The 25,886-nt window shown below is 58.8% G+C and carries 21 protein-coding genes; 6 read left to right on the top strand and 15 right to left on the bottom strand.

Annotated features, from left to right (window positions below; genetic code table 11):
* Nucleotides 1-2: 2 nt before the first annotated feature.
* The 10 genes from HNR03_RS07500 to yaaA all read right to left on the bottom strand — a co-directional run bounded on the left by HNR03_RS07500 (nucleotide 3) and on the right by yaaA (nucleotide 14,567).
* Entirely contained in the window at nucleotides 3-1,568 is a 1,566-nt protein-coding gene (locus HNR03_RS07500; protein ID WP_090188182.1) for an MBOAT family protein, read from the bottom strand.
* A 197-nt stretch (nucleotides 1,569-1,765) separates the two neighbouring features.
* The gene (locus tag HNR03_RS07495; RefSeq protein ID WP_259152036.1) at nucleotides 1,766-2,890 is read right to left on the bottom strand and encodes a mannuronate-specific alginate lyase; all 1,125 of its coding nucleotides are present in this window, start codon (nucleotides 2,888-2,890) and stop codon (nucleotides 1,766-1,768) included.
* Nucleotides 2,891-2,897: 7 nt separating this feature from the next.
* Entirely contained in the window at nucleotides 2,898-4,346 is a 1,449-nt protein-coding gene (locus HNR03_RS07490; RefSeq protein WP_259152035.1) for an alginate O-acetyltransferase, read from the bottom strand.
* A gap of 10 nt (nucleotides 4,347-4,356) precedes the next feature.
* A complete protein-coding gene (gene algG, locus HNR03_RS07485; protein WP_259152033.1) occupies nucleotides 4,357-5,931 on the bottom strand; it encodes a mannuronan 5-epimerase AlgG in 1,575 nt (524 codons plus the stop codon).
* A 26-nt stretch (nucleotides 5,932-5,957) separates the two neighbouring features.
* Nucleotides 5,958-7,442 carry an alginate export family protein gene (locus HNR03_RS07480; protein ID WP_259152032.1) on the bottom strand — a complete coding sequence of 495 codons (1,485 nt, stop codon included), beginning with the start codon at nucleotides 7,440-7,442 and terminating at the stop codon, nucleotides 5,958-5,960.
* On the bottom strand, nucleotides 7,439-8,845 hold the full coding sequence (gene algK / locus HNR03_RS07475; RefSeq protein WP_259152031.1) for an alginate biosynthesis TPR repeat lipoprotein AlgK: 1,407 nt from the start codon (nucleotides 8,843-8,845) through the stop codon (nucleotides 7,439-7,441). Before algK ends, HNR03_RS07480 begins: the two co-directional genes overlap by 4 nt.
* Before the next feature lie 9 nt (nucleotides 8,846-8,854).
* Nucleotides 8,855-10,024: an alginate biosynthesis protein Alg44 gene (locus HNR03_RS07470; protein ID WP_259152030.1), complete on the bottom strand. Its 1,170-nt coding sequence runs from the start codon at nucleotides 10,022-10,024 to the stop codon at nucleotides 8,855-8,857.
* A 35-nt stretch (nucleotides 10,025-10,059) separates the two neighbouring features.
* The gene (alg8, locus tag HNR03_RS07465) at nucleotides 10,060-11,541 is read right to left on the bottom strand and encodes a mannuronan synthase (RefSeq protein WP_405046040.1); all 1,482 of its coding nucleotides are present in this window, start codon (nucleotides 11,539-11,541) and stop codon (nucleotides 10,060-10,062) included.
* Between the two features lie 122 nt (nucleotides 11,542-11,663).
* Entirely contained in the window at nucleotides 11,664-12,980 is a 1,317-nt protein-coding gene (locus HNR03_RS07460; protein WP_222589865.1) for a nucleotide sugar dehydrogenase, read from the bottom strand.
* A gap of 807 nt (nucleotides 12,981-13,787) precedes the next feature.
* Nucleotides 13,788-14,567, bottom strand: coding sequence for a peroxide stress protein YaaA (gene yaaA, locus HNR03_RS07455; protein ID WP_259152027.1), 780 nt, complete (start codon nucleotides 14,565-14,567; stop codon nucleotides 13,788-13,790).
* A gap of 264 nt (nucleotides 14,568-14,831) precedes the next feature.
* Here yaaA and HNR03_RS07450 point away from each other — a divergent pair, with 264 nt between their 5' ends.
* The 6 genes from HNR03_RS07450 to HNR03_RS07425 all read left to right on the top strand — a co-directional run bounded on the left by HNR03_RS07450 (nucleotide 14,832) and on the right by HNR03_RS07425 (nucleotide 20,121).
* The gene (locus tag HNR03_RS07450; protein WP_259152025.1) at nucleotides 14,832-15,956 is read left to right on the top strand and encodes a polysaccharide deacetylase family protein; all 1,125 of its coding nucleotides are present in this window, start codon (nucleotides 14,832-14,834) and stop codon (nucleotides 15,954-15,956) included.
* Between the two features lie 346 nt (nucleotides 15,957-16,302).
* Nucleotides 16,303-17,697, top strand: a complete 1,395-nt coding sequence (locus tag HNR03_RS07445; protein ID WP_222589868.1) for a PhoH family protein — start codon at nucleotides 16,303-16,305, stop codon at nucleotides 17,695-17,697.
* A 173-nt stretch (nucleotides 17,698-17,870) separates the two neighbouring features.
* Nucleotides 17,871-18,344 (top strand): cyclic pyranopterin monophosphate synthase MoaC, encoded by a 474-nt coding sequence (gene moaC, locus HNR03_RS07440; RefSeq protein WP_259152024.1) that lies wholly within the window; start codon nucleotides 17,871-17,873, stop codon nucleotides 18,342-18,344.
* On the top strand, nucleotides 18,341-18,583 hold the full coding sequence (gene moaD, locus HNR03_RS07435) for a molybdopterin converting factor subunit 1 (RefSeq protein WP_259152023.1): 243 nt from the start codon (nucleotides 18,341-18,343) through the stop codon (nucleotides 18,581-18,583). Before moaC ends, moaD begins: the two co-directional genes overlap by 4 nt.
* 2 nt (nucleotides 18,584-18,585) lie before the next feature.
* On the top strand, nucleotides 18,586-19,038 hold the full coding sequence (gene moaE / locus HNR03_RS07430) for a molybdopterin synthase catalytic subunit MoaE (protein ID WP_259152022.1): 453 nt from the start codon (nucleotides 18,586-18,588) through the stop codon (nucleotides 19,036-19,038).
* A gap of 306 nt (nucleotides 19,039-19,344) precedes the next feature.
* Nucleotides 19,345-20,121, top strand: coding sequence for an ABC transporter substrate-binding protein (locus tag HNR03_RS07425; RefSeq protein WP_222589872.1), 777 nt, complete (start codon nucleotides 19,345-19,347; stop codon nucleotides 20,119-20,121).
* A gap of 105 nt (nucleotides 20,122-20,226) precedes the next feature.
* On the opposite strand, the gene HNR03_RS07420 is transcribed toward HNR03_RS07425, so the two are convergent.
* The 5 genes from HNR03_RS07420 to HNR03_RS07400 form a co-directional block, all read right to left on the bottom strand.
* Entirely contained in the window at nucleotides 20,227-20,853 is a 627-nt protein-coding gene (locus tag HNR03_RS07420) for a transcriptional regulator (protein WP_222589873.1), read from the bottom strand.
* Between the two features lie 90 nt (nucleotides 20,854-20,943).
* Nucleotides 20,944-22,071: an FAD-binding oxidoreductase gene (locus HNR03_RS07415; protein WP_259152019.1), complete on the bottom strand. Its 1,128-nt coding sequence runs from the start codon at nucleotides 22,069-22,071 to the stop codon at nucleotides 20,944-20,946.
* Nucleotides 22,072-22,219: 148 nt separating this feature from the next.
* Nucleotides 22,220-23,167, bottom strand: coding sequence for an ornithine cyclodeaminase family protein (locus tag HNR03_RS07410; RefSeq protein WP_259152017.1), 948 nt, complete (start codon nucleotides 23,165-23,167; stop codon nucleotides 22,220-22,222).
* 124 nt (nucleotides 23,168-23,291) lie between these two features.
* Nucleotides 23,292-24,779 carry an ATP-dependent RNA helicase RhlB gene (gene rhlB / locus HNR03_RS07405; RefSeq protein WP_222589876.1) on the bottom strand — a complete coding sequence of 496 codons (1,488 nt, stop codon included), beginning with the start codon at nucleotides 24,777-24,779 and terminating at the stop codon, nucleotides 23,292-23,294.
* Between the two features lie 96 nt (nucleotides 24,780-24,875).
* Nucleotides 24,876-25,532, bottom strand: a complete 657-nt coding sequence (locus HNR03_RS07400) for an alpha/beta hydrolase (protein WP_222590342.1) — start codon at nucleotides 25,530-25,532, stop codon at nucleotides 24,876-24,878.
* Nucleotides 25,533-25,886 lie beyond the last annotated feature (354 nt).

Genomic DNA, 25,886 nt, shown 5'->3' with positions numbered 1-25,886 from the left:
CCTCAGAACTGGAAGTAAAGGAACGGCGAGAAGCTTTGCGCCGAGAGTTTGAAAATCGAAGCGATGAACAGCACCAGTACCAGCGTGCGCATCACGTAGCGTGACCAGTCCGCGGTCCAGTAGGCCGGTTGCACAGTCGCTTCAACACCGACGGTGTAGCCAGGCTCGTGGATGCTCGCCGGGTTCTCGCCCGGTGCCGCTTTGATCATTCCAGGTGTCGCGGTGGCCGGGCCATCGGCCTCGACGTTCACAACAGGTTTGGTCTTCTCTGGCGGCCGATTGGTGTAGAAATCACGGATGCCGAAGAACGCCAGGGTCACGTACGCCACCACCAGGGTTGCGACTTGCAGGCCGGTGAGGCTGGCCTGGTTGAGTTCCGACAGCGACCATTCGCCGAAGCTGAACATTGCGCCGTACATGCGACCGGCAACGTGCAGGTTTTCCGAGCGGAAGATCACCCAGCCCATCACCACGAGCAGGAACGTCAGCGCCCAGCGGATCGGGTTGATGCTGCGCGGCGAAGTGTTCAGGCCAAGGGCCTTCTCGATCGCCAGCCACATGCCGTGCCACGCACCCCAGACGATGTAGGTGATGTTCGCGCCGTGCCACAGACCACCGAGCAGCATGGTCAGGAACAGGTTGCGATAGGTCATCAGCGTGCCTTTGCGATTGCCGCCCAGCGTGATGTACAGGTAGTCACGCAACCAGGTGGACAGGCTGATGTGCCAGCGACGCCAGAACTCGGTGATCGACTGGCTGATGTACGGCTGCTTGAAGTTTTCCATGAAGCGGAAACCCATCATCAAGCCCAGGCCGATGGCCATGTCGCTGTAACCGGAGAAGTCGAAATACAGCTGCGCGGTGTAAGCCAGCGCGCCGAGCCAGGCATCGCCAGTGGTCGGGTGTTGCAACGCGAAGCAATGGTCAGCCACCACCGCGAGGGTGTCGGCGATGAAGACCTTCTTGATGAAACCCTGCATGAACCGCGTGCAGCCCTCGGAGAACTTGTCGAGGGTGTGGGTGCGGTTGTTGAACTGGTCGGCGAGGTCGCGAAAACGCAAGACCGGGCCGGCGATCAGGTGCGGGAAGATCGCCACGAAGGCAGCAAAGTCGATCAGGTTGCGAGTGGCCGGGGTATCGCCACGGTAAACGTCGATGATGTAGCTGATGGACTCGAAGATGTAGAACGAGATCCCGATCGGCAACAGCACGTGGGTCAGGATGAACGGCGACAGACCGACCGAAGTCATCATCGCGTTGATGCTGTCGACGCCAAAGTTGGCGTACTTGAAGTAGCCCAGGATGCACAAGTCGACTGCCACGCCGAGCAGCAGCCAGCGTTGGGCCGGTTTGGTCCGAACGCCCGCGGCACCGACTTTGAGGCCGATCCAGTAGTTCCACAGCGTGACGGCGGCGAACAGCGCAAGGAAGTCCACGCGCCACCAGGCATAGAACACATAGCTGGCGATCAGCAGCAGCAGGTTGCGATAGCGTATTCCGCTCAGATAGTACAAGCCGAGAAAGATCGGCAAGAACAAAAACAGGAATACGTTGGATGAAAATACCATCCCGGTCTCTCCGTGTTTAACCAACAGTCAAGGGCCGCAGCCCCCCCAAACCCCCCACCGAAATCCGGGGGATACATGATCGTTCCCACGCTCTGCGTGGGAATGCCTCACTGGACGCTCTGCGTCCGCTTCGGCATGTGACGCGGAGCGTCACGGGCGGCATTCCCACGCAGAGCGTGGGAATGATCACCGGCGGTTCAACTGCCCTTGTTGCCTTTTTCGTTGGCCGGGTCGAAGACCTTGGTCAGGTCACCGCCGAGGCGGAAGGTCTTGAACGGCTGCATCTTGTGCTTCTGTTCCAGCACATCGGCCGGGCAGGTGTAGAGCGTGCAGAACGGTTCGAGCCAGGCAAATTTCGAGTCGATCTTGAGATCGGTCATGTCCTGTTCCTTGCCGTTCTTCTTCTCGAAGATCTCCGGGTCTTTAACCCCGGCCAGCACTTGATCACCCAAGCGTTTCAATGCGCCGTTGTTTTCCTGACGCAAGTCCACACCGTTGACCTGGGCGAAACTGGCGATCATCGCCAGCGGCGGCAAGGCGTAGTTGTGGTAGGCGAGGGCGCGTTGCTGGCGCTTGAGTTCGTTGGGCAGGAAACCCTGGGCGTCGACTTGATTGGCGCCGACCTTGTATTCCTTCACAGCCCAGTCGAACAGGTCGCGGCGGTTGGTGGCGACCGAAGTTGCCATCACCGACCAGGCAGCCCAGTACGAGTGATTGTTGGTTTGTTCCAGCGGCAGGTTGTCCCAGTCGCTGACCACTTGATCAGCCATTTTGCTGAACCAGGCCTCAATCAACTGCGACTCTTGCTGATGAGTCTCCAACGGATGCGAGTCGGAGAACTTCAGGCGAATGTACGCAGACGCCATGCTACCCAACGCCCACTTGCGCATGGATTTGCCGGTGTGGTTGAAGTCCTTGGACATCAACGCGTCGGCCTTGGCCCAGGACGTCAACCAGTTCAGGGTGCATTCGAGCTGTTCCGGACGACCGTCACGCATGAACTGCATCACGCGCTTGCTGGTGCCGCGCTCCAGTTTGGTGATGTCGGCGGTGCTGTCGCGGAAGGCTTTTTCCGAGACCTCGTTCAGGGTCGAACGGGCCTTGTCGGAGCCTTCGTACTTGCTGCGAAATTGCAGCGAGCCGGTGTACGGCGTCGGCATGGCATCACAGCCGTCGCTCTTGTCGCCGGTTTTGACTTTTTCAATCGGCGCGAAGTAACCCTGTGGCGGACGCAGCGGCGCGGCGGCCTGAGTGGCGCCGGCAAACATCGCCAGCGTCAGCAGGGACGGCGCGAGTAATTTTTTCAAAGTTCGGGTTTGCATATGGACCTCATTGCCCAACCTGAGCGGTACGCTGCCCAGTGCCAGGGAACACGTTGCGTTTGCAGATTTTCGTTTCGACTTTCTGTGGCGCGGTACCTGCTTCAGGACCCTGGACTTCGATGGCCAGCAGATTCTGCGAGGCCCAGTCATCGTCCGTGCGCAACTCAAAGGCGAAACGCCCGTCGGTGTCGGAGGTTTCCGGTTTTTCGATCTTGATGTCCTCGTGGCGACCGTTCATGTACCAGAGGGTGGCTTGCAGCTTTTTCACCGATGTATCGGCGAAACGGATATCGACCTGGTGACCACTGTTTTGCAGGTTCAGGTTCGTGCTGTTCACCAACAATTCGTTCTTGCCTGGTTTCAATGTGGTGCTGGCGGTCATCTGTGCATCCTTTCCTTCGCAACCGTTGTCCAGCAGCGACATCATCTGGCGGTAGATGGTTTCCTGGTCGAGGCGATAGAGCGGCGAGAATTCCCAGATCAGAATCTTCGGTGGCTTGGTCTGAAACTCTTCGCTGCCCAGGTACTGCAGCATCGAACCTTCCAGGCCACCGCCGGGGAACGCCACGTTGAGGATGTCGGCGCCGATGGCCTCTTCAAGGAAACCGGCGAAGTTGTAGTTCTTGCCACTGTGGCTGGTGCCGACCAGGGTGATCTCCGGATTGCCGGAGTCTCCGAACAGGTCGCCATCCGCTGCTTCACCCTTTGGCTCGGTGGTGAATTGATCCATGTACTGGACCGCGTAGCTAGTGCCACAGAGTTGACCGGCCATGTTGTGTAACGTTCCGGTCTTGCCCATGCGACCCGACCTGTGGCTCTCGAATTCGCGTTTTGGAATGCCCGCAAATTCAGGCATTTGCTTGATTTTCTCGCCGACGATTTTTGCCGTGCGTTGAGCGCCATACGGCGTCCAGTGCTGGTCGCCGCGGAAGTAGAAGTCGTGGGCAGGCAGGGTGTCAGGCAGCGACTCGTTGGTCAGCGGCGACAGATCCGGCACCACGTAACCCATGGCGGCGAAACGCCCCAGCATGGTCTTGTAGTTTTTCAGCGCCTTGTCGAAATCGTATTTGGCTTTTTCTTCCGGGTTCAGTTTATTGCGGTTCACCAAGCCACGAGTGGGTTGATAAACAACAACGAGCTCCACGCCTTTGCTCTTGAACGCATCGTGCAGTTCTTTCATGCGTTTGTAGCCAGCGGGGGAGGTGTCGAATTCGGTGCGCAAGTCTTCTTGCGTACGGAACAACCAATCGCCCTGCGCCTGCACCAGCGTGGTGAAGTTCTGCTGGTAACGCGTGGTGTAGTTCTTCGCGTCGTGAGCTTCAGGGCAAAGGTTGCAGCACGGTTCGGCGCTGAATTTCGGTGCCTGGGCGTCGTCGGCGCGAACACCGCCGCTGGCCGCGAGAATGCCGGCAGTCAGGGCCGACAGGCTGAGTAATTTGATCAAGTGTGGGTGCATAAAATTATCCTCAGTCCCGCATTTCAGTCTGGCGTTCGACAGGGTCGATCAGCACGGCTTTCTGCTGGCGCACCAGCAGGTCGAGAATTTCATCCTGACGCTCGCCGAGAATCCCGCTGAAGCTGATGCCGCTGGTTTTGGTCGGTGCGAGCATGGACACGCGATACAACTCGACGCTCAGCGGCGAGTCGATGGACAGCGGGCCACTGCCGTTACCGGCCAGTTCGCCGCCGACCACGATCAGCGACACCTGGGCGTCGAACGGATCGAGCTTGATGTTGCGGTCGGTGTCGCTCAGGTCTTTGATGTGGCCGTAGACGCCGGTCAGGCCGTTGGCCATCGACAGGTTTTCGTAGAGGCGGATATTCACGCTGTTACGAACCCGGATGCCGTGGCGACGGTTGCTGATCACCTTGTTGCCGTACAGCAGATTGTCGGCACTCTCGTAGAGGGTGATGCCGTCTGTGTGGTTCTTGTAGATCTCGTTGTAGGCGATCAGGTTGTTGACGCTGTTACGGTCGATCACCAGGCCGGAGAGATGGTTGTCGTAGCTGCGGTTGTTGAAGATGAAGCTGTCGTTGACCTCACGGGAAATGATGATCCCGTGCTTCTTCTTCGTGCCGTACACCGTGTTGTCGGCAATGATCAGGCCGTGGGAACGGTCATGCGGGTCAATGCCGTAGACGATGTTGTCCTTGTAGGTGTTGCCCTTGACCACGAAGTCGCGGGTTTCGTAGCAGTAGAAGCCGTACCACATGTCCGAGAACTCGGAACCGACGATCCAGCCAGTCGGCTCGGGACGCTTGAGCACCTTGGCCATGTTCGGCGTGTACTGGGAAATACTCACGCCGTAGGACTTACTGTTGGCGTAACCGAAACTGGCGATCTTGCTGTTGGCGATGTAGGTCTCGGTGCCGCCCCAGGACAGCAGGAACGGACGGAATTCCTTGGGCGAATTGAACGTCGCCGGACCATTGTCCTTCTCGCGCCAGCCAGTGATTTTGGTGTCGCGCACAAACAGCTGGCCGTCGTTGACCAGGAACGAACCGGACTCTTGCGACAGGCGCAATTCCTGGGTCTGTTTGTCGATTTCGAGGATGCCGTGACGGCCAACCACGATCGGCAATTTCGCCAGGAACACGCCCGGTGACGTTTCGCTGAAGTACTGTTTAGGCAGCTTCTTCGTCAGGTCCTTGAGGTTCATGTAGCCGTCGTCGATAAAGATCGCCTGCGGGATGCCGTGCTGACGCACCACCCACTCGGCCATCTTGTTGTCGCCACCGATGAAGTCCTTCAGGGTGTCTTCCTGCATCATCCGGCGCACGCTGATCTTGCCGGCCTTGGTGCGCACGATTTTTTTGGCGATCGCTTCGGCGGTGTAGCCGGAAGTGTCCGGCAGTGTCGGTTTGGCCAGCTCCAGCGGCGCGGTTGGCGCGCTGCTGACGGTGTAGTTCCTGGCCTGTTGCAGACCTTTGGCCGTTGTGGCCGGTTTCACCACCGGTTCAACGGTGGCGAAGGCTGCGGCGCTGGCCAGCAGCATTGCGCCGGCCAGTAGCGTTAGCGAACCTCGCTTTGCACTGTTCATGTCGGGCACTCCCTTCGCGGTTTGCATCAGAAGCGCCAGATCACGTCGATGAATGCGCGGTGCATGTAGGAATCGACTTCTTTGCCATAGGCATCGCCCGGCTTGAACACGCCGCCACGGAAGCGCACGAGGGCCGACGGCTCATCGATCGACTGGCTCAACGCGGCAGGCAGCAGGCCTTGCTTGAAGTACTTGGTGACGACCAGGTCCATCTCCTGACCGAGGTCTTTTTCGCCATCGTTCAGCGGCAGGGACGTGGTGGAAAGAATCGCGCCGGTAGGGTCGGTGTTGTCCTCGACCGCATTGATGCCGTTGCTGCCAACCGGCTTGTTGCCGTCGACGCGCCAGAATTTGTGGTAGATCAAGCTGGCGTCGTATTCGTCGTTGAGCATCCACGAACCAAACAGGGTTGCGGTCTGCATGTTCTGCATCTCGCCACGGAAGGCTTCGCCGAAACGGTGAACCCGTGAGCGGGTACCGGTGTAGTTCGAGCGGTTGCTTTCCAGGCCGTTCTGTTCGTACTCGGCGCTGGCGCGGGCATAGGCGGCACCGACTTGCCATTGCGGATCGAGGCGCAGACGCACGCCGACATCCGTGGCCCAGCCATTGAGGTCTTGACCGCGTTTGGCTTCGGTCGGAGGCGTGCCGTTGGCGTTCAGCGGATTGACCGTATCGGTATCGCCGCTCATGCCGGTGATGCTGCCCCAGTAATTGACAGTGTTGGTGTTGCGCCAGTTGTAGGCGTCACTGTCAGCGGTGAGGCCGAGCCAGCTGATATCACCGTTCTGTTTCTTGTCCAGCGAATCGGTGGGGACGCCCGGCTGCGGGTAGTCGAGCTTGCCGTCATCGTGAGTGTGATGACCGCGAATGCCGACCCAGTTACCCGGTGTCCACTGATACTCCGCATCGGCGTAGACGTGCAGGCGATCCTTGTCTTTGGGGGCCAGTTCCGTGAGGTCGGTGCGGTACTCGCTGAAGCGTTCGGCGACACCGGCGTTGGCGCGCAACAGGGTGGTGTCGAAGGTCCAGTTCAGCGCTTCGATGTTAGTGTCGCGCCATTGGCCGTCGGCGTTGTGCAGGCGTTGACGACCGAACTTGAGGATCTCGCCGGGATACGGCGTGAGGCCGCTGTAGCCGACCCAGAACTCACGCATCGCCAGGTAGTTTTTCTTGGTCTTGCGATCATCGCTGGTGGTCGGCGTGGTGCCGTCGCTGGCGGTCCCTTGCAAGGTGTCCGTCTCGATGATGTCGGTGGCGGTCACGGCCTGGCCCATGGCGTAGGCGCTCCACGCGCCGCTCTCGCCATAGATCCATGGACGCAGGTCGAGGCCGACGCCGTTGACGTCGCCGCCGCTTTGGGTGCCGAGGTCGCTGTCGGCTTCGGACTGGCCGGTAACTTTCACGTCGAGGCCGTAGTTTTTGGTCTCAGTGATCGCGGCCAGTGTCGGGCAAGACCAGATCAGCGCGAATGTGAGGCCGATGCCGGCCTTCATGAATGGATTCAACTTCATAGGGATTCCTCGCCGTCTTCTTCTTGCAGGGCATGCATTTCCAGCGTGTTCGGACTCAAGGAACCACGAACGGCCTGTTCTTGTTTCAACAGGCGTTGGGCCTCGGCGAGCTGGGCAGGCGGCAGTTGGGCTTCAAGTGTTGTTGCAAGCTCGGTGGCTTGCGGGGTGTCCTGAGCCTTGGCCAATTGGCTGAAGACATAGGCGTTAAGCGGGTTAGGCTTGGTGCCTCGGCCTTGGGAGAACAATTGGGCAATGGCGAAATCGGCACTGTTCTGGCCGTTACGCGCAGCCTTGAGCAGGTGGTCCAGCGCTTTTTGCGAATACACCTTGCCCAGGTAACCACGACGGTAGATCTGGCCGAGGTAGTAATCGGCGGCCACTTCTTTGCCGACGGCTTTCTGGAAATGTTCTTCGGCGACTTTGGCGTCGGCCGGGACCCATTTGCCTTCGTAATACAACTTGCCGAGCAGCAATTCGGCACGCGGCTGGTCGGCCGCGCGGCCGTTGTTCAGGTATTTCATCATCGTGTCGACGTCGCCCAGTTCAGGGAAGTCGTAAAGCAATTGCGCGAGACTGACCCAGGAAGCGGGGTAGCCCGGAGCGATGCCTTCGAGCAGCGACTGAGCGGTTTTCTCGTCGGTCTTGCCCAGGGTTGCATCGCCGAGCACGCGAGCGACGCTGTCGACGCGCTGGGCGGAAACGGTGCCACGGGCGTGAGCCGCTTGCATCTGCTTGATCAGCTCTGCTTGCTTCTCTGGCTTGGCTTGTTTCTGGTAAACGGTGGCCAGTTCGACGTAGCAGATGTCAGTGGTGTTCAACGCGGCTTTGCAGATGGTTTCGACTTCGTCCAGATGCTGGTCGTAAGTGCCTTGGGTGCGATAGAGCAGCACTTGAGCCAGACCCGCTTCCGGCTTGCCTTCGGCGCGCCATTGGCTGATCTGTTTTTGTGCGTTGACGTTCGGGAAACTGTGTGGGTATTGCAGGTACAGCATGGCCAGCGGAATCAACGTATTGCCTTCGCCATTGGCCGCGGCTTTTTTCAACAGGCCTTCGGCTTCGTGCTGTTCGGCTTCGGTGGAACCGGGTTTGGCCACCAGCAGACGGCCGAGGCGAGCCTGGGCGCGCGGCGAGACATCGGCCGCGGCGCGATAAGTCGCCTCGGCCTGCTTGATCTGCGCCGGGTCATGGCTGTCGACCTGGATATCGGCGAGGCCAACCTGTGCTTCGCTATAGCCCAGGTCTGCCAGTTGCTTGTAGTTCTGCTGCGCCAGCGCGGTGTCGCCGCGCTTGAGGGCTTCATTGGCCAGACGCTGGTCGGGCAGGCCGGCGCAACCGGCCAAGGCAATTGCCATGGCCAGTGTCAGCGGGACCGGCAGGATTCTGAGTGGGCTAGTCACGGGCATGTCCTCTACTTAAAGACCGGAAGCCATGGCTTTGTCGATCAACCAGTTCAGGTTCGGGCCACGATCGCTGTTCACTTCAACCGGGCGACCGGCAAATTTGCTGTCCAGTGGCTCGTCAGGCTGAATCAGGACGCGAATGTCGGACGACAGGTCGGCGCTTTTCAGGCTGGTGCTGCTGACGATCTTGCCGGTGCGGGATTTGTTCTCGCCGGCAATCTGGAAGCGCACCGAGCTGCCTGGCAGCACGTCGGCGAACTGGCGATAGGAGAAGCGGGCTTCTACGTTGGCTTCGCTGTTGCGCGGCACCAGTTGGAAGATCACGTCGCCTTTGCTGGCGTACTGACCGTTGGCGACCATCTGTTGCGCCACGGTGCAATCGCACGGCGAGGTCAGGGTGCCGGTCATTTGCTTGCCGAACAGCTCTTCAACCTTGGCCGGTTGCAGCTGGTCTTCGTCAAGATGGCCCTTGAGTACGTCGAGCATGCTGGTGCTGAAGGTCGCCAGTGGCGCGCCTTTGGCGGCGACGCCGTCCGCTTTGATCAGGCTTTGCACGGTGCCGTCACGCGGCATGGTGATGTTCATGCCCTGCACGCTGACAAGGCCTGCCTGTGCGTGGCTGACGAAGTACATGCCGTACACCGACTTGAAGATGAAACCGAACGCCGCCAGACCGACGAGGAAAATCGCCAGGCTGAAGGTCACTGCACGCAGACGACCGAACGCGGTCATGCCATGGCCGCCGTCCTTCATCTTGCGCGCCTTGGTGAAGTTGTCGCGCTGCAGGGTCGCCAGCACTTCACCCATGCTGACGATGTCGCCGGCCAGGTGCGAGGTGATCAGGTGACGCAGGGTGGAGATGTCTTGCGGTTCAAGGTTCTGGAACTGGCAACCGACACGACCGGTAGGGCGGTCGAGGGAGCGCACTTGCAGCTCCACGTCCATGGCCAGGCCGAGGTTATCGATGACAAATTGCAGGCGTGCCTTGTACACGTCGCCGATTTTCAGCGGCAGTTGACCGGCGTTGAAGGACAGGCCACCCGCGGAGAGGTCGAGCACTCGAGCTTCCATCGGCGTCCGATCGGGACCGAAGAAGCGCAGCTTGGCCGGAATTTTCACTCGGGCGTGTTGGCGCTGGGCTTCTGACTCATGCACTACGTTGGCGTTGACGGCGGTATTCATATGGGCGATTTCCTAGTTAATTCAGGCGAGTTCGGTCAGACCATCATCAGCAGCACGGCAACAAAAATGCTGCCGGCGGAGAAGGTCATGGTCCGAGACGACCAAGTGTTGAACCAACCTTGAAAGCTGGCGAGATCACGGGTCAGGGAAGTGGGCTGGCGACTCCAGGACTGTCGGTCGAGGCGGAAGAACACGTAGATCTTCACCATCGCGCCGACGATCTGGTTGTAATAGAGAATGACCGGGTAGGCCGGGCCGATCCGGTGACCGGACAATGACAGCAGCACGGTCAGGATCAGGCGAGTAATGCCGATCCATAGCAGGTAAACGAGGATGAACGCGGTGCCGTACTTGAAGCTGGCAATGATCGCCACCGTCAGGCCCAGCAATGAAGTCCACATCGAAACGCGCTGATCGAACAGCACTACCGAGGTGAACAAACCGAGGCGTTTAACCCCCAGGCCCAGGGCACGGGCGTTCTGGCGCAAGTTGTTGCCGTACCAGCGGAACATCAGTTTGCGGCTGGCCTTGATGAAGCTTTTTTCCGGCGGGTGTTCCACGGTGTGGATCGCGGCGTCGGGCACGTAGAACGTGTCGTAACCCAGACGCATCAGGCTGAACCAGCTCGACTTGTCGTCACCGGTCAGGAACTTGAAGCGACCCAGGCGCCAATGTTGCAGCGAGTCGCTTTCCACGTCGGCGATGAAGTCCGGGTTGGTAACGACCGTCGCGCGAAACACAGACATCCGGCCGGTCATGGTCAGTACGCGCTTGGACAAGGCCATCGAGCACATGTTGATGTGGCGCTGGGCAAATCGCAGTTTGTGCCATTCAGCCATGACGTAGCCGCCGCGCACTTCGCAGAACTCGTTGGTGGTCAGGCCGCCGACGTTGCCAAACAGCTGGAACCACGGCACGGTCTTGAGTACGACGCCCGGGGCGAGCACGGTGTCGCCATCGATCACGGCCACTACAGCGCGGTCGTCCGGCAAGTGGCGGGAGATGGCGCGGAAACCGTAGGCCAGGCCATCGCGTTTGCCGGTGCCGGGAATGCGCACGAAATCGAGCTTGACCCGATCCGGTGGATTCATCCGGGCCCAAAGGCTTTTCACCAACAGCTCATCGGACATTTCAACGATGGAGCAAACCATGGTGGCGGGCAGACCGCAGTCAATCGCTTCGCGGATCACCGAGCTGTACACCTGCGCCGTGGTCAGCGCGTCGATGCGAAAACTGGTCACCATCAAATAGACATGAGACGGGTTTGCCGCTGCGCCCAGCTTGCGCACTTTGCGCCGCAGGTGCGGGTAAACCACGTACAGAAACAGCATCCCGCGCAGAAAGTGCGTGGCACCCATCGAGTAACGCCAGATCCCGATGAAGCCGATCAGGAAGATAAAGTCCTTCGACTCGGAGTCGAACGTGGACGTAGGCAACACCATGGCGATGCCCATCAGTAAACTTAGGTAAAACAGCCAACCGGCGGCCTGAAGTAGGCCGTGCTTTAGCCTGTGCATAATCTGCATCCGTCTCTATCTCGGGCGAGCCTGTGGGGTGGCCCGATGGGGTTAAGGCAGGCGAAAAAGCCGGGAGGGTTTGCAGTCTCGTCGAGCGCCGCAAACCCTCCCGATGCCGCTTGTTACCAGCAGATGCCTTCAGTCCGGCCACTCACGCTGGTGGCTTTGGACATGAAACCGACCAGGTCGACCACTTGCTTGCCGGCTGGAGCTTCCTGCGCCAGGGCGCGGAATTTCTCGTCACGGTTACCAAGGATGATCACGTCGGAGTTGGCGATGACGTCGTCGAAGTCCGAGTTGAGCAAGGACGAGACGTGAGGGATCTTCGACTCGATGTAATCTTTGTTCGCGCCGTGGACACGGGCGTATTCGACGTTGCTGTCGTAGATGCTCAGGTCGTAACCCTTGCCGATCAGCATTTCCGCCAGATCGACCAGCGGGCTTTCGCGCAGGTCATCGGTGCCGGCCTTGAAGCTCAAGCCGAGCAGGGCGACTTTGCGTTTGTCGTGGCTGGAAACGATGTCGAAGGCGTTCTGCACCTGGGACTCGTTACTGCGCATCAGCGAGTTGAGCAGCGGCGATTCCACGTCCAGGGCACCGGCGCGGTAGGTCAGGGCACGCACATCTTTCGGCAGGCACGAGCCGCCGAACGCGAAGCCTGGGCGCATGTAGTACTGCGACAGGTTCAGTGTTTTGTCCTGGCAGACCACTTCCATCACTTCGCGACCGTCGACGCCACACGCCTTGGCGATGTTGCCGATCTCGTTGGCGAAGGTCACCTTGGTGGCGTGCCACACGTTGCAGGTGTACTTGATCATCTCGGCGACAGCGATGTCCTTGCGGATGATCGGTGCGTCGAGCTCTTCGTACAGCGATTGCAGAACGTCGCCCGACGCTTTGTCGAACTCGCCGATAACGGTCATTGGCGGCAGGTCGTAGTCGGCGATCGCGGTGCTTTCACGCAGGAACTCAGGGTTCACGGCAACGCCGAAATCAACACCGGCTTTCTTGCCGGAGCAGTCTTCGAGGATCGGGATGACAACGTTTGCGACAGTGCCCGGCAGAACGGTGCTGCGAACCACGATGGTGTGGCGGGTGGTCTTGTCACGCAGGACAAAACCGATCTCGCGGCACACGGCTTCGATGTAGTTCAGTTCCAGGTCGCCGTTCTTCTTGCTCGGCGTACCGACGCAGATCATCGACAGGTCGGTGTCACGAATCGCTTCGGCGAAGTTGGTCGTGCCACGCAGTTTGCCTGTCGCGATACCCTTCTGCAGAAGTTCGCCCAGACCCGGTTCAACGATTGGCGATTTGCCAGCGTTGATCATATCGATTTTGTCTTTGGCAACATCGACGCCAATGACGTCATGGCCCCGTGCAGACAGGCAACCGGCACAGACTGCGCCGACGTAACCCAAACCAAATATGCTGATGCGCATCGCAATTACCTCAGTGTTTTATCAAGCCATTACATGGCCGGAGTTAATGGTGTTCAGCGGTCATAGTGCACGCGCAAGTGCGGCTTATAGGCGCCACAATGCCGCGTGCAGGCATACAAAGTTCCGAGTGTCTAAATAAGAGCACTCAAAATGTGCGCAACTAGGCCTTATTATTCTGATGTGCCCTGTTATGCAGCAGTCTTCCAGTCAGAAGACAATATGCAAAGGTCTTGCGCGCTCAATGCCAGGCTGTGAGGCCCGTAGATCAAGCGTTTGAGTGCTCAGGCGAGCACGTTTATAGGGGCTCACCTTGGCCTTGAAAGGGGATAGTCATAGGCGTATCTCCTGTCCTTAAATAGGTTGCTCAAATCAGAGATCAGCCTGCAGAAGTTAATGTGACAACTTTGCTAGGTAGATATCTTCTCTGTGTAAGTTATCTCGTACACGCATTGAGATAATCTGTACCGGTGGTATGAGCTACGCATTTGGACATAGTTCCTGTCCGCCCATCGCGATTTCTGAAATTTCTTGAAATATTGAAGAAGATGGCACTGCTTTCACACTGATAGCACTGTCGGTTTGGCCCTTTATATATTGGCTATTTCCCGGATTAGTAGTTTTGTGCCACCACTGAAAAAAATTTTCAGTGCCACTACTGAAAAAAATCATGGAAGTCGAGTGAAACAAAAGTTAGAAATAGAAGTGTTGTTTTTTTGGCGTCAAGGGGTCGACGAATAGGCGGGAGATTGTTAGACGATCAAGCATCGGTGTGCGACTGTTTTGTAAGTCGCACACCGATCAAGTTGCTTACTCGGAAGTGTGGTTGCGCAGGAATACCAGATTGTCCGGTTTAGACTGTTCGGCGCTGTACCGATAACCTTCAATATCAAACTCTTTCAGGTCTGCCGGATCGTTGATCCGCTCTTCTATAACGAAACGGCTCATCATGCCGCGCGCCTTCTTCGCATAGAAGCTGATGATCTTGTATTGGCCGTTCTTCCAGTCCTTGAACTCGGTATTGACGATGCGCGCGTTCAGGGCGCTGCGCTTGACCGCCGAGAAGTACTCGTTGGAGGCCAGGTTGAGCAGCACGTTATCGCCCTGATCGACCAAGGCTTCGTTCAGCCATTCGCTGATCCGCGTGCCCCAGAACGCATACAAGTCCTTGCCACGGGCATTCGCCAGTTTGGTGCCCATTTCCAGGCGGTAAGGTTGCATCAGGTCCAGCGGGCGCAGCAGGCCGTAGAGGCCGGACAGCATGCGCAAATGCTGTTGCGCGTAATCGAAATCGGCTTCGCTGAAGGTTTGGGCGTTCAACCCGGTGTAAACATCACCCTTGAAGGCCAGCAATGCCTGTTTGGCGTTGTCCGGGGTGAAGGCCGGGGTCCAACTGCCGAAACGCGCTGCGTTGAGCCCACCGATCTTGTCGGAGACGTGCATCAACTCGCTGATCTGTGCGGGCGTCAGGTCGCGCAGTTGCAGAATCAGCTCCTGGGAGTGATCGAGGTATTGCGGCTGGGTGAAACGCTGGGTGGCCGGCGGTGTTTCGTAATCGAGGGTCTTGGCGGGGGAAATCACCATCAGCATGAAGTCGTCTCCTTTAATCGTGGGGGCGATTCTAGGGGGTTGGGCCGGTTGACTCCAGCTATCACGTCCATAGGTGATCGGTGGCCATCGACGAACCTTGTGGGAGCGAGCTTGCTCGCGATGACGGCGGCACCCTCAATATCGATGTCGCCTGATACGCCGCAATCGCGAGCAAGCTCGCTCCCACAGGTGTTCGGTGCTGCTGCGGGAATGTGGGCCGGATCAGCTATAGTGCGGCGCGGGTTTTGTTATGGAGACATCCCATTGCGTATCGTTTTTCTATTCTCGGCCTGGCTGTTGAGTTTCGGCGCCATGGCCGCACCGGGCGACGTGGCGACACTTGATCGCAGTACCTGGCCTGAACAGCTCAATAACCCGACGCTGTTCGATGTCGCTTCGCGGGCTGAGATCCTCATGTTTGCGCGCGTACTGCTGGCCAGCGAATCGATGGATGAGCCCGCCCTGGCCCAGCGCCTGGGGTTGCGCAAGATCAACCTCGAATCGGTCAATAACCTGCGCGAGCGCCTGTGGCAGCGCCTGCTCGCCAACTACAACTTCGCCCAGCGCAGCTGCGATCAGGATGCCTCGTTCTGTTTCCTGGTCGAAGACATGGACACCCTGCGCCAGCAAGCGGCGAAATTTCAGGTCAGCGATGACAGCTATTACATCAAGTGGTCCGAGCCGAGCCGGTTGTTCCATGCCCAGTACCTTGACGAACAGTTGCGCAAGGCCGCGCTGTTCCCACAGGTCAGCAGCGAAGTCGATCGTTTTGGCGACTATGAGCGCAACGGCGACGAGATGCATGACCGCCTGTTTTTGCTGACGTTCGACAGTGCAGCCAATGCCACCCCGGACAATACCGACTGGGTCGCGCAATACCTGCGCAAGGCGAACATGAGCGGCACGTTCTTCGTGCTGGGCAAGGATATTCAGGCGCGTCTGGCCGAGCGCTCGGTGGCCAGTCTGCAAGCGACGTACTCCACGCAGTGCATCGGTGTGCAAGGTTGGGAGTTTCGCTCCCACAGCCATTGGCAGGACTGGCAGGATTCCGTGCGTCGCAGCGTCGAACTGGTTAAAAGCAAGCTGCCGGAAAACTATGTGCCGCTGTTCCGCCCACCCGACGGACAGCGACGCTCTGACGCGGAAAGCTTCTTCAAGGCTCAGGGCTTGCAGGTGGCCCTATGGGACATCGATGCCCAGGACGGCGCTGGCAAGCTCAAGGGCAGCGCGAGCGCGCAACGCGTGTTGACGCTGATGCTGTTGTGGCGACACGGCGTGATTAATTTCAATGTGAAGCAGGATGCGGTGAAAACGGCGATGCCCTGGCTCATCACGCAAACGGCGCAAAGCGGGATCGGTTGGGAGGACTGTCAGGACGCCTTTCGCTGAACGCGAAAAAGCCCGTAATCATTGAGGGTGACGGTTGGGAGGGGGAATTTTGCAGAGGATTTCGGTGCAGGCGGACTTCCGACTTTAACGGGGTGATGGCCATCCGCCTAGTGCTATTGGTCACTCTGAAAAATAAACTTCAAAAAAACGTCAAAGTACTTTTTTCTGTCATGGGTTTTGGAGTATTACGAAGACAGACCGCCGAAACCTGCAGACAGGTGGCGTCTTCCAAGACCCCCATTTGTGTGCAGTTCACTTGAGTCCTCGCAGGTGAATTCGGCAGTCACTTCGAGGCGCAGCACTGTCAAGGTATTGCGTCGAATGGCTCCCACAAAGGTGACCGAGTATGGATGATCACGGACGTAGTTCTTCCTCCAACCAGCCAATCCTTTATGTACTCGATACCAACGTATTGATTCACGATCCAAACGCCCTGCTTAACTTCGAAGAACACCACGTTGCCATCCCGATGACCGTGCTTGAAGAGCTGGACAAGCTCAAGAGCGGGCATCACAGCGTGGCTGCGGAATGCCGTCAGGCGATTCGCCTGATCGACAAGACGCTGGGCGATGCCAGCCCTGAAGACGTCGAACTGGGTGTGCCGATCCAGCGTGGAAAAAGTGGGCCCAAGGGTTTGCTGTCAATTCTGATGAGCAAGCGTGCCGAGCCAAACATCATTCTTCCGGAACACCTGAACGACAACATCATCATCAACCAGTTGATTGACCTGCACGCGCGCGAACCCAAGCTGCCCGTGGTGCTGGTCACCAAAGACATCAACATGCGCCTCAAGGCCCGGGCGTGCGGGATCGCGGCCGAGGATTACAGCACCGACCAATTGGTCGATGACGTATCGCTGCTGCCCAATGGTTACCACACCATGGACGGCTCGTTCTGGGATCGCGTGAAGAATGTTGAAACCCGTCAGGACCACGGTCGCACCTGGCATCAGGTGCAACTGATCGACAACCTGCCGGCCGTGCATGTCAATGAATTCATCATCGACGAACAGGGGTTTGTCGGCTGGATCAAGGAGATCGAGGAAGACCGCCTGCTGATTCTCGACCTGCATCAGGAACCCCTGTTGCACCAGGAAGCCTGGGGTCTGAAACCGCGTGACATCTATCAAAGCCTGGCGCTGTATGCCTTGCTGGATCCGGATATCCACCTGGTCAACCTGACCGGCGCAGCAGGTTCCGGTAAAACCATCCTGGCCCTGGCGGCGGCGATTGAGCAGACCATGGTCAGCAAGCGCTACCGGCGGATCATCGCGACCCGTAGCGTGCAGGGCCTGGACCAGGAGATCGGTTTCCTGCCCGGCACCGAAGCGGAAAAAATGGAGCCTTGGCTCGGCGCCATCACCGATAACCTCGAAGCCTTGCACATGGATGATGAAAACACCCATGGCAGCGTCGATTACATCCTCAGCAAAGTGCCGTTGCAGTTCAAATCCCTCAACTACATTCGAGGTCGCAGCTTCCAGCAAAGCCTGATTTTGATCGATGAATGCCAGAACCTGACGCCGCACCAGATGAAAACCATCATCACCCGTGCTGGCGCCGGCTCTAAAGTGGTGTGCCTGGGCAACCTGGCGCAAATCGACACCCCTTACTTGTCCGCGACCAGTTCCGGGCTGACGTACCTGACCGAACGCTTCAAAGACTTCCCCAACGGTGTCCACATCACCCTGCAAGGGGTGCCTCGTTCGATTCTGGCCGAATACGCAGAGTCACACCTCTGAGCTGCAAGCTTTAAGCTGTAAGCCGCAAGTTTCAAGCGAACCAAGTGAACCTCACTTAGCGCTTGAAGCCTGCGGCTTTTGGCTGCTTAAATGCTTCATTCCATACCCGCAGCTAACGCGCTTTTAACTTGCCGCTTGTTGCTTGCCGCTTGCTGCTGCCTCAAGGAGGCCTAGTGCTGACTCATCTCGATTCCCAAGGTCGCGCCAACATGGTCGACGTCACTGAAAAAGCCGTGACGTTCCGTGAAGCTACGGCCCAAGCGCTGGTGCGCATGTTGCCCGCAACCCTGCAAATGATCGTCAGCGGCGGTCATCCCAAGGGCGATGTGTTCGCCGTGGCGCGCATCGCCGGCATCCAGGCCGCGAAGAAAACCAGCGATCTGATTCCCTTGTGCCATCCCCTGATGCTGACCGGCGTCAAAGTCGAGCTCAGTGCCGAAGGCGACGACACTGTGCGCATCGTCGCGCGCTGCAAGTTGTCCGGGCAGACCGGCGTCGAGATGGAAGCGCTGACCGCTGCCAGCATCGCCGCGCTGACGATCTACGACATGTGCAAGGCCGTCGACCGGGGCATGACCATCGAGAGCGTGCGGCTGCTGGAAAAACTCGGCGGCAAGAGCGGCCATTTTCAGGCGGATCAGCCATGAACCTCACCGTGAAGTTTTTTGCCCGTTACCGCGAAGCGCTCGGCGTGGATTCGTTGAACGTTGAAGGCGATTTCGCCACGGTCGACGATGTGCGCGCATTGCTGGCCCAGCGTGACGGTGCCGATGTGCTGAGCGAGCAGAACCTGATGTGCGCCCGTAACGAGGACCTCTGCCAGCTCGATGAACCGGTGGCTGACGGTGATGAAGTGGCGTTCTTTCCGACCGTGACCGGGGGCTGATCATGGCAATTCGCGTGCAGTCCACGGCATTCGATCCGGGTGCTGAAGTCAATGCGATGCACGCCGCCAATGTCGGCGTCGGCGCGGTGGTGAGTTTTGTCGGTTACGTGCGCGACTTCAATGACGGGCTCGACGTGGCCGGGATGTTCCTTGAGCACTACCCGGGCATGACCGAAAAGGCCCTCGCCAAGATTGCCCTTGAGGCCGAGCAGCGTTGGCCGTTGCTCAAGCTTGAAGTGCTGCACCGGATCGGCGCCCTGGAGCCGGGCGAGCCGATCGTCTTCGTCGGTGCCGCCAGCGCCCACCGCCAGGCCGCGTTCGATGCCTGCGCCTTTGTCATGGACTACCTGAAAACCCGTGCGCCATTCTGGAAGAAAGAAAACACCCGTGAGGGGCCGAGATGGGTGGAAGGGCGTGACAGCGATCATGCGGCTGCGGATCGTTGGAAGCATTAGACCTTCAGTGTTCTCAAGTACGTCATCGCGAGCAGGCTCGCTCCCACAGTTGATCTTCAGGAGCACAAATGTTGTGTCCGACGAAGATCCCTTGTGGGAGTGAGCCTGCTCGCGATGAAGCCATCCGCATCACCGAATAACGTCCTGACTCCCCACCCGACCATCGGCCAGGCCCAACCCTGTTCAGCCGATTGACGATCAATACATAAAAGTCCAGTATGGAATTATAAGTACAAAAAAGGCGTTTCCCGTTTCTGCTCTTTCTTCTGTCTTGCCAAACCAACAACAACCCGCGAGAGAACGAACATGAAGAAATTCCCCCTCATCACCGGTCTGGCGCTGAGTCTGTTGGCGTGCAGCTCTGTGTTCGCCGCTGACAAAACCCTGCGCATCGGCATCGAAGCCGCCTATCCGCCATTCGCATCCAAAACCGACAAAGGCGAGATCGTGGGTTTCGACTATGACATCGGTAACGCGCTGTGCGCGCAGATGAAGGTCAAATGCGTGTGGGTCGAAGGCGAGTTCGACGGCCTGATTCCTTCGCTGAAAGTGAAGAAAATCGACATGGCGCTGTCGTCCATGACCATCAACGAAGACCGCAAGAAGTCGGTGGATTTCACCCACAAGTACTACTTCACTTCATCGCGCCTGGTGATGAAGGACGGCGCGGTTGTCGATGACCAATACGCCAGCCTCAAAGGCAAGACTGTAGGCGTTCAGCGCGCAACCACCACCGACCGTTACGCGACCGAGGTTTTCGAACCGAAGGGCATCAACGTCAAGCGCTACGGTAACAACGAAGAAATCTACATGGACCTGGCAGCGGGTCGTCTCGACGCCATTTTTGCCGACACCATTCCATTGAGCGACTTTCTGTCGATGCCGCGTGGCAAGGGCTATGCCTTTGTCGGCCCGGAGCTCAAGGATCCGAAGTATGTGGGCGAGGGCGCCGGGATTGCGGTGCGCAAGGGCAATACCGAGTTGGTCAGTGAGCTGAACACTGCCATCGATGGCATCCGCGCGAGTGGTGAATACCAGAAGATTTCCGAGAAGTACTTCAAGTCCGATATCTACGGCGACTGATCGATAGCTATCGCGAGCAAGCTCGCTCCCACAATGGACCGGTGTAGCAGGACTAATGTGGGAGCGAGCTTGCTCGCGATGGGGCCCGATCAGCGAACAAAAATCTCAGCCCTTCAATTCCTTCAAATGCTTGTAAACAGTCGCCCGCCCCATGTTCAGCACATTGGCCACATAGTTCGATGCGCTTTTCCCCTTGAAGGCCCCTTCGGCGTGCAGTGCCAGCACCAGTTCGCGTTTGTGGTCGCGTGTCAGCAGGTTCAGGCTCAGCTGACGTTCGCGCAGCCAGGCGTGCAGGAACGTATTGATCCGCTCTTGCCAGTCATCGCGAAACAGTGAGTCTGGTTGCGGGATCAGCTTGCTTGGCGACAGGAACAAATCCAGCGCCGCCTTCGCGTTTTCGAACAGCGAAATATTCAGATTGATGCACAGCACCGCCAGCGGATGACCTTCGCTGTCGCGTAGCACGCTGCTCAGACTGCGAATCTTCTGACCATCCCAATTGAGCTTCTCGTACGGTCCGATGTTTCGTTCGCTGATGTCGTCGCTGAGCATGTCTTCCAGCGCGGCGTCATCGCCGACTTCCCGCTTGGACAGGTTGTTGGCGATATAGTCGATCTTTTGCGTGCGCAGGTCGTGCAGCACCACCTCGGCATGGGGAAAGAACAAGGTGGCGATGGCGTCGGCGATCGCGCGGTAGTTGTCCAGGGCCGGGTCTTTTTCAGGTGCGTTCATAAGGGTGGAGCTCCAGGCAGCGTCAGCGCCCTATAAAAAGGGCGCTGGAAGTGTGCCGTAATCATGTCGACACGTCACCTGAGGACGAAATCAGCCCAGGCGAGCGGGGGATAGCATCTGGGCATTCAGGCCGAAACGAGCGAGCTGCTCGGGCAAGGCTTCGCCGCGTACCAGCGCCGCGCTGGCCTGGCCCATGGCCGGTGAGGTCTGGATGCCGTAACCGCCTTGGGCCGCGACCCAGAACAGCCCCGGTACTTGCGGATCGAAGCCACTGATCAAATCGCCATCGCTGACGAAGCTGCGCAGGCCGGCCCAGGTGCGGGTCGGGCGGCGGATGGTCAATGTGGTGGCTTCTTCGATCTGATAGATGCCCATGGCGATGTCCAGCTCTTCAGGCTGCACGTCGTGGGGTTCGACCGGGTCGGCATTGGCCGGCGAGCCGAGGAACATCCCGGCGTCGGGTTTCATGTAGAAGGATTCATCGAGGCTGACCAGCATCGGCCAATGGTGGATGTCCACGCCCTCGGGACCGGCGAAGATGAACGCCGCGCGCCGTTTCGGTTGCAGGCCCAACGGTTTGGCGCCGGCCAGTTCACCAATCTTGTCGGCCCACGCACCTGCGGCATTGATGATAATCGGCGCGCTGAAGGTCGCGCCGTTGGTTTGAACCTGCCACAGACCTGCGGCATCACGGCTCAGACCCAGCACTTCGCTGTCGGTGTGGACTTCGCCTTTGTTGCGACGGATGCCGCGCAGATAACCCTGGTGCAGGGCGTCGGTGTCGATGTCGCTGGCGGTCGGGTCGTAAATGGCACCGTGGACTTTTTCCCGGCTCAGGATCGGCAGGCGCGCGCAGGCTTCGTCGGCGTTGAGCAGTTGCATCTCCGGCACCGTGGCTTTGGCACTCAGATATTGGTTGTTCAGTTCGGCCGGATCGCCGGTGAAGTCCACGGTCATTTCGCCGCGCGGGGTCAGCAGCGGGTGTTCGCAGAAGCCGCTCGGCGGGGCGTCGAAAAACTCGCGACTGGCCTGGGTCAGCGCCCGCACCTGCGGCGTGCCATAGGCTGCGGTATACAGCGCGGCGGAGCGTCCGGTGGAGTGATAGGCCGGATGGGATTCGCGTTCGAGCACAATCACACGGGCGTGCTGCGACAACCAGAAACCGGTGGAAGCACCGGCAATCCCGCCGCCGATGATGATGAAGTCTGCCTGGCTCATGAACGTCTCCTGTGGGGCGTAAATGCCGAAATATTGGAGATCCCTTGTGGGAGCGAGCTTGCTCGCGATGGCGGAGATTCAGTCAACATCATTGCTGAATGGCAGGCCGCTATCGCGAGCAAGCTCGCTCCCACAGGGGTTAGGGGTGTTAGTACTGTAGGCGGTAAACGGCATTCGCCAGCGCGATGTCTTCCAGGCCCAGGCCGATGGAGCGGAAGAACACGTGGCGATCGTAGTCAGGTCGTTGCACTTTTTCACTGAGCAGATCGGGCAAGTCGCCGATGATCGAGCGTTTGTCCCAGCCATGCTGTTCGCCGGCGATCAGCATTTCACCCGCCGAGCCCGGGGTGGTCAGGCGATAGTCGCAGAACACATGCATGTCATTGAGGCTCTGCGGCGGCACTTCATGGGCGCGCGGCGCATTGGTGCTGATGGACGTGATCAGCGCCGGTTTGCTCAGGCTTGCCGGGTCGATCACCGGACCTGCGGACGAGGTGCAGAGCATGATCACATCGGCGTCATGAATGGCGGTTTCACGACTGTCGACAAGCGTGAGGCGTGGATCGAGGTTTTTGAGCTGTGCCAGTGCCTCGGAATCCAGCTCGCTCAAGCCTGGCGAATAGAGGCTGATGCTCTGCCATTCGCGCAGATCCTTGACGTAATGCAGATGTGCCTGAGCCACTTTACCGCTGCCGATAATCGCCAGGCGCTGTGCTTGCAGTGGGGCGAGGGCATCGACGGCGACGGCAGTCGTCGCGGCTGTGCGAGCGGTGGTCAGCTCGCCGGCATCGCACAGTAGCAGCGGTTGACCGGTCTGCATCGACATCAACAAGGTCCATGCAGTCACCAGCGGGCCCTGCTCGCGGACGATGTAAGGCGAAGTCTTGACCCCGTAGACGCCGTCTTCGGCCAACACGCCCAGGTAGTTGATGAAATCACCGGCACCCTGGGGAAACTCCACCAGTTGCTGCGCTGGTTGCACGGCTTGCCCGGCGGCCAGGTCGCGAAACAGTTTGCGCAGGATCTTCGGCACGTCCACCTGCGCCAACAGCTCGCGGGCCTGGGATTGGTTGATCACGTAGGGCGTACTGGACATGGTCGGCTCCGGGCTAAAGTAAACTAATTTGTCCATTATGGACTTTTAGTTGTCTTGAGCAACATCGAGGCGAAAAAAAAGCGCAGTCCGTTTCCGGCTGCGCCTCTTTCGGTAAAGGCCCGTGTTATGGGCGCTTACGCTCAACCGCCCGCAGTAGATGCGTCGGCGGCGTTTCACAGCTGATTTTGCGGCCCAGCAACGCCTCGATGGACGGTAGCTGGTAGGAGTCATCTTCACCGGCAAAGCTGATGGACACGCCATCAGCACCTGCGCGACCGGTACGACCGATACGGTGCACGTAATCGTCCGGGACTTCCGGCAGCGTGAAGTTGATCACGTGGCTGATGCCATCGATATGGATGCCGCGACCGGCGACATCGGTGGCGACCAGGACGCGGATCTTGCCTTCGCGGAAACCTTCCAGGGTCTTGATGCGCTTGTGCTGCGGCACATCGCCAGACAGTTGCGCGGCGTTGACGCCGTCACGTACCAGGCGTTCTTCGATGCGCCGCACTTCATCCTTGCGGTTGGCGAAGACCATCACCCGCTCCCAACCGTTGTCGTTGACCAGGTTGTAGAGGAGTTTGTATTTGTCGGCGCCGGCCACGGCGTAGATATGTTGCTCGACGTTTTCGCTGGCCACGTTCTGCGACTCGATCTCGACGATCGACGGATCGGTGGTCCATTGCTTGGCCAGGTTCATCACGTCTTCGGTGAACGTCGCGGAGAACAGCAGCGTCTGACGCTCGTTCTTCGGTGGCGTCTGGCGAATGATCTGACGCACTTGCGGGATGAAACCCATGTCGAGCATCCGGTCCGCTTCGTCCAGCACCATTACTTCGACCATGTCCAGATGCACGTCGCCGCGCTGGTTGAAGTCGAGCAGACGGCCCGGTGTGGCCACGAGGATGTCGCAATGGCGGGCTTCAAGGTGCTTTAGCTGCTTGTCGAAGTCCATGCCACCAACAAACGTCATGACGTTGAGGCCGGTGTACTTGGTCAGGTCGGCGGCGTCCTTGGCAATCTGCACCACCAGTTCCCGGGTGGGCGCGATGATCAACGCGCGGGGCTCACCCATGTAGCGTTCTTTGGGTGGCGGGGTTTCCAGCAGCTGGGTGATGATCGAGATCAGGAACGCAGCGGTTTTGCCGGTGCCGGTCTGGGCGCGACCGATGGCGTCTTTGCCCGCGAGGGTGAAGCCAAGCACCTGCGCCTGGATCGGCGTGCAGTACGGGAAGCCCAGGTCCTGGATGGCGTGCATCAGTTCCGGGGCGAGTTTGAAATCGTGGAAGCGGGTTTTGCCTTCCAGGGGTTCGACGGCGAAGTCTTCGAGTTTCCACGGGATAACCGGCGCCTTTGGCTTGGGTTCGCGACGTGGTTTCGCAGGTTTCTGGGCTTCGCTGCCCGGCTGTTCAGAGGCAATGGCCGGGGCGGATGGGGTGGCCGGTGTGGTCATCGGCTCGTTTTTCGGTGCCGCTACGGTTGCGGTCCGGCCAGGCTGAATACCGTCGGTGCGGTGGCTGGGGATGTGAGACGGAGCGCTGGAGACTGGCGCGAGCTGCTCAGCCTCGCTCTTACCGAACATTTTCTTGAGTGCTTTGAGCACGGTCATCTCATCAATTGGTTAAGGAATGTACGCCGGCCAGTGTAATGCAAGAATCGGGCGCGGCGTAGTGGGATGATCAATGGGCGCTTTTAACGTCAAGGGTTAACGCAAGCGCTCGGCAAGCCAGACGCCGATGTCGCGAATTTCTTCGGGTAACACTTCGTGACCCATTGGGTATTCCTGCCATGTCACGGTGACACCATGCTGCTTTAAATACTCGTAGGCGGTGCGACCCATGGAGTTTTGCACCACGTCATCGTACTGGCCGTGCAAGGACAGCACGGGAATGCGCTGCTGGCTCGCTGAAAGCTCCAGTTCATCGCTGAAGGTCGGCGCATACGTCGAGAGCGCCAGTACGCCGCCCAACGGTCCCTGCCATTTCAGGAAGGCTGCGTGAAATGCCACGGCACCGCCCTGGGAGAAACCGGCGAGAAAGATCCGCGAAGCGTCTATTCCGCTGGCCTTCTGCTCTTCAATCAAATCGATGACCCGTTGCGCAGACTCCTCCAGCTGCTCGCGACTGATCGCGCGTGCCGGGCTCATGGCCAATATGTCGTACCAGCTGGGCATTTCGTAGCCACCATTAATGGTGACCGCGCGGGTCGGTGCCTGAGGCAGAACAAAACGGGTGCTCAGCAAGTTTTCCTGCAGCGCTTCGGCCACCGGCAGGAAGTCGTAGCGGTCGGCGCCCAGGCCGTGCAGCCAGATTACGCAGGCGTCTGCGGGCTTGACGGGTTGAAGAATCAAGGGCTCGGTCATGGCTGCTCCAATAGTGTGCATGCGCTCTCATTGAGTGCGAGATGTGAGTGCGCGTTGGGTTGATCAGTTACGAAGATGTCGCAAGGCTACAAGTTTTGCTATTGACCTGTCGCTGAATCGCTTAAGCGAGCGGTCTGGTACGGGCTTTGCTATGGGAAGCCTGTACTAAAAATCCCACGCCTGTCGGTAACACTATCAGGCCATTGTTAGTGGTGGGATAGCAAAAAATCCGGTGATGGATGTTCGCCAGTGGCCGCTACGGGCTTCGCGAACGTGAAAGGGCTACCGCCCGTTCGGCCGATTGGTGAGAAGTGAGTGGTCCATTATGTGGATTTTCTCCTACTAGACTCATAG

The sequence above is a fragment of the Pseudomonas sp. JAI111 genome (genome assembly GCF_024809425.1).
Taxonomy (GTDB): Bacteria; Pseudomonadota; Gammaproteobacteria; order Pseudomonadales; family Pseudomonadaceae; genus Aquipseudomonas.
The sequence above is the reverse complement of the archived record's forward strand: the minus strand, read 5'-3'. Positions and strand labels throughout refer to the sequence as shown.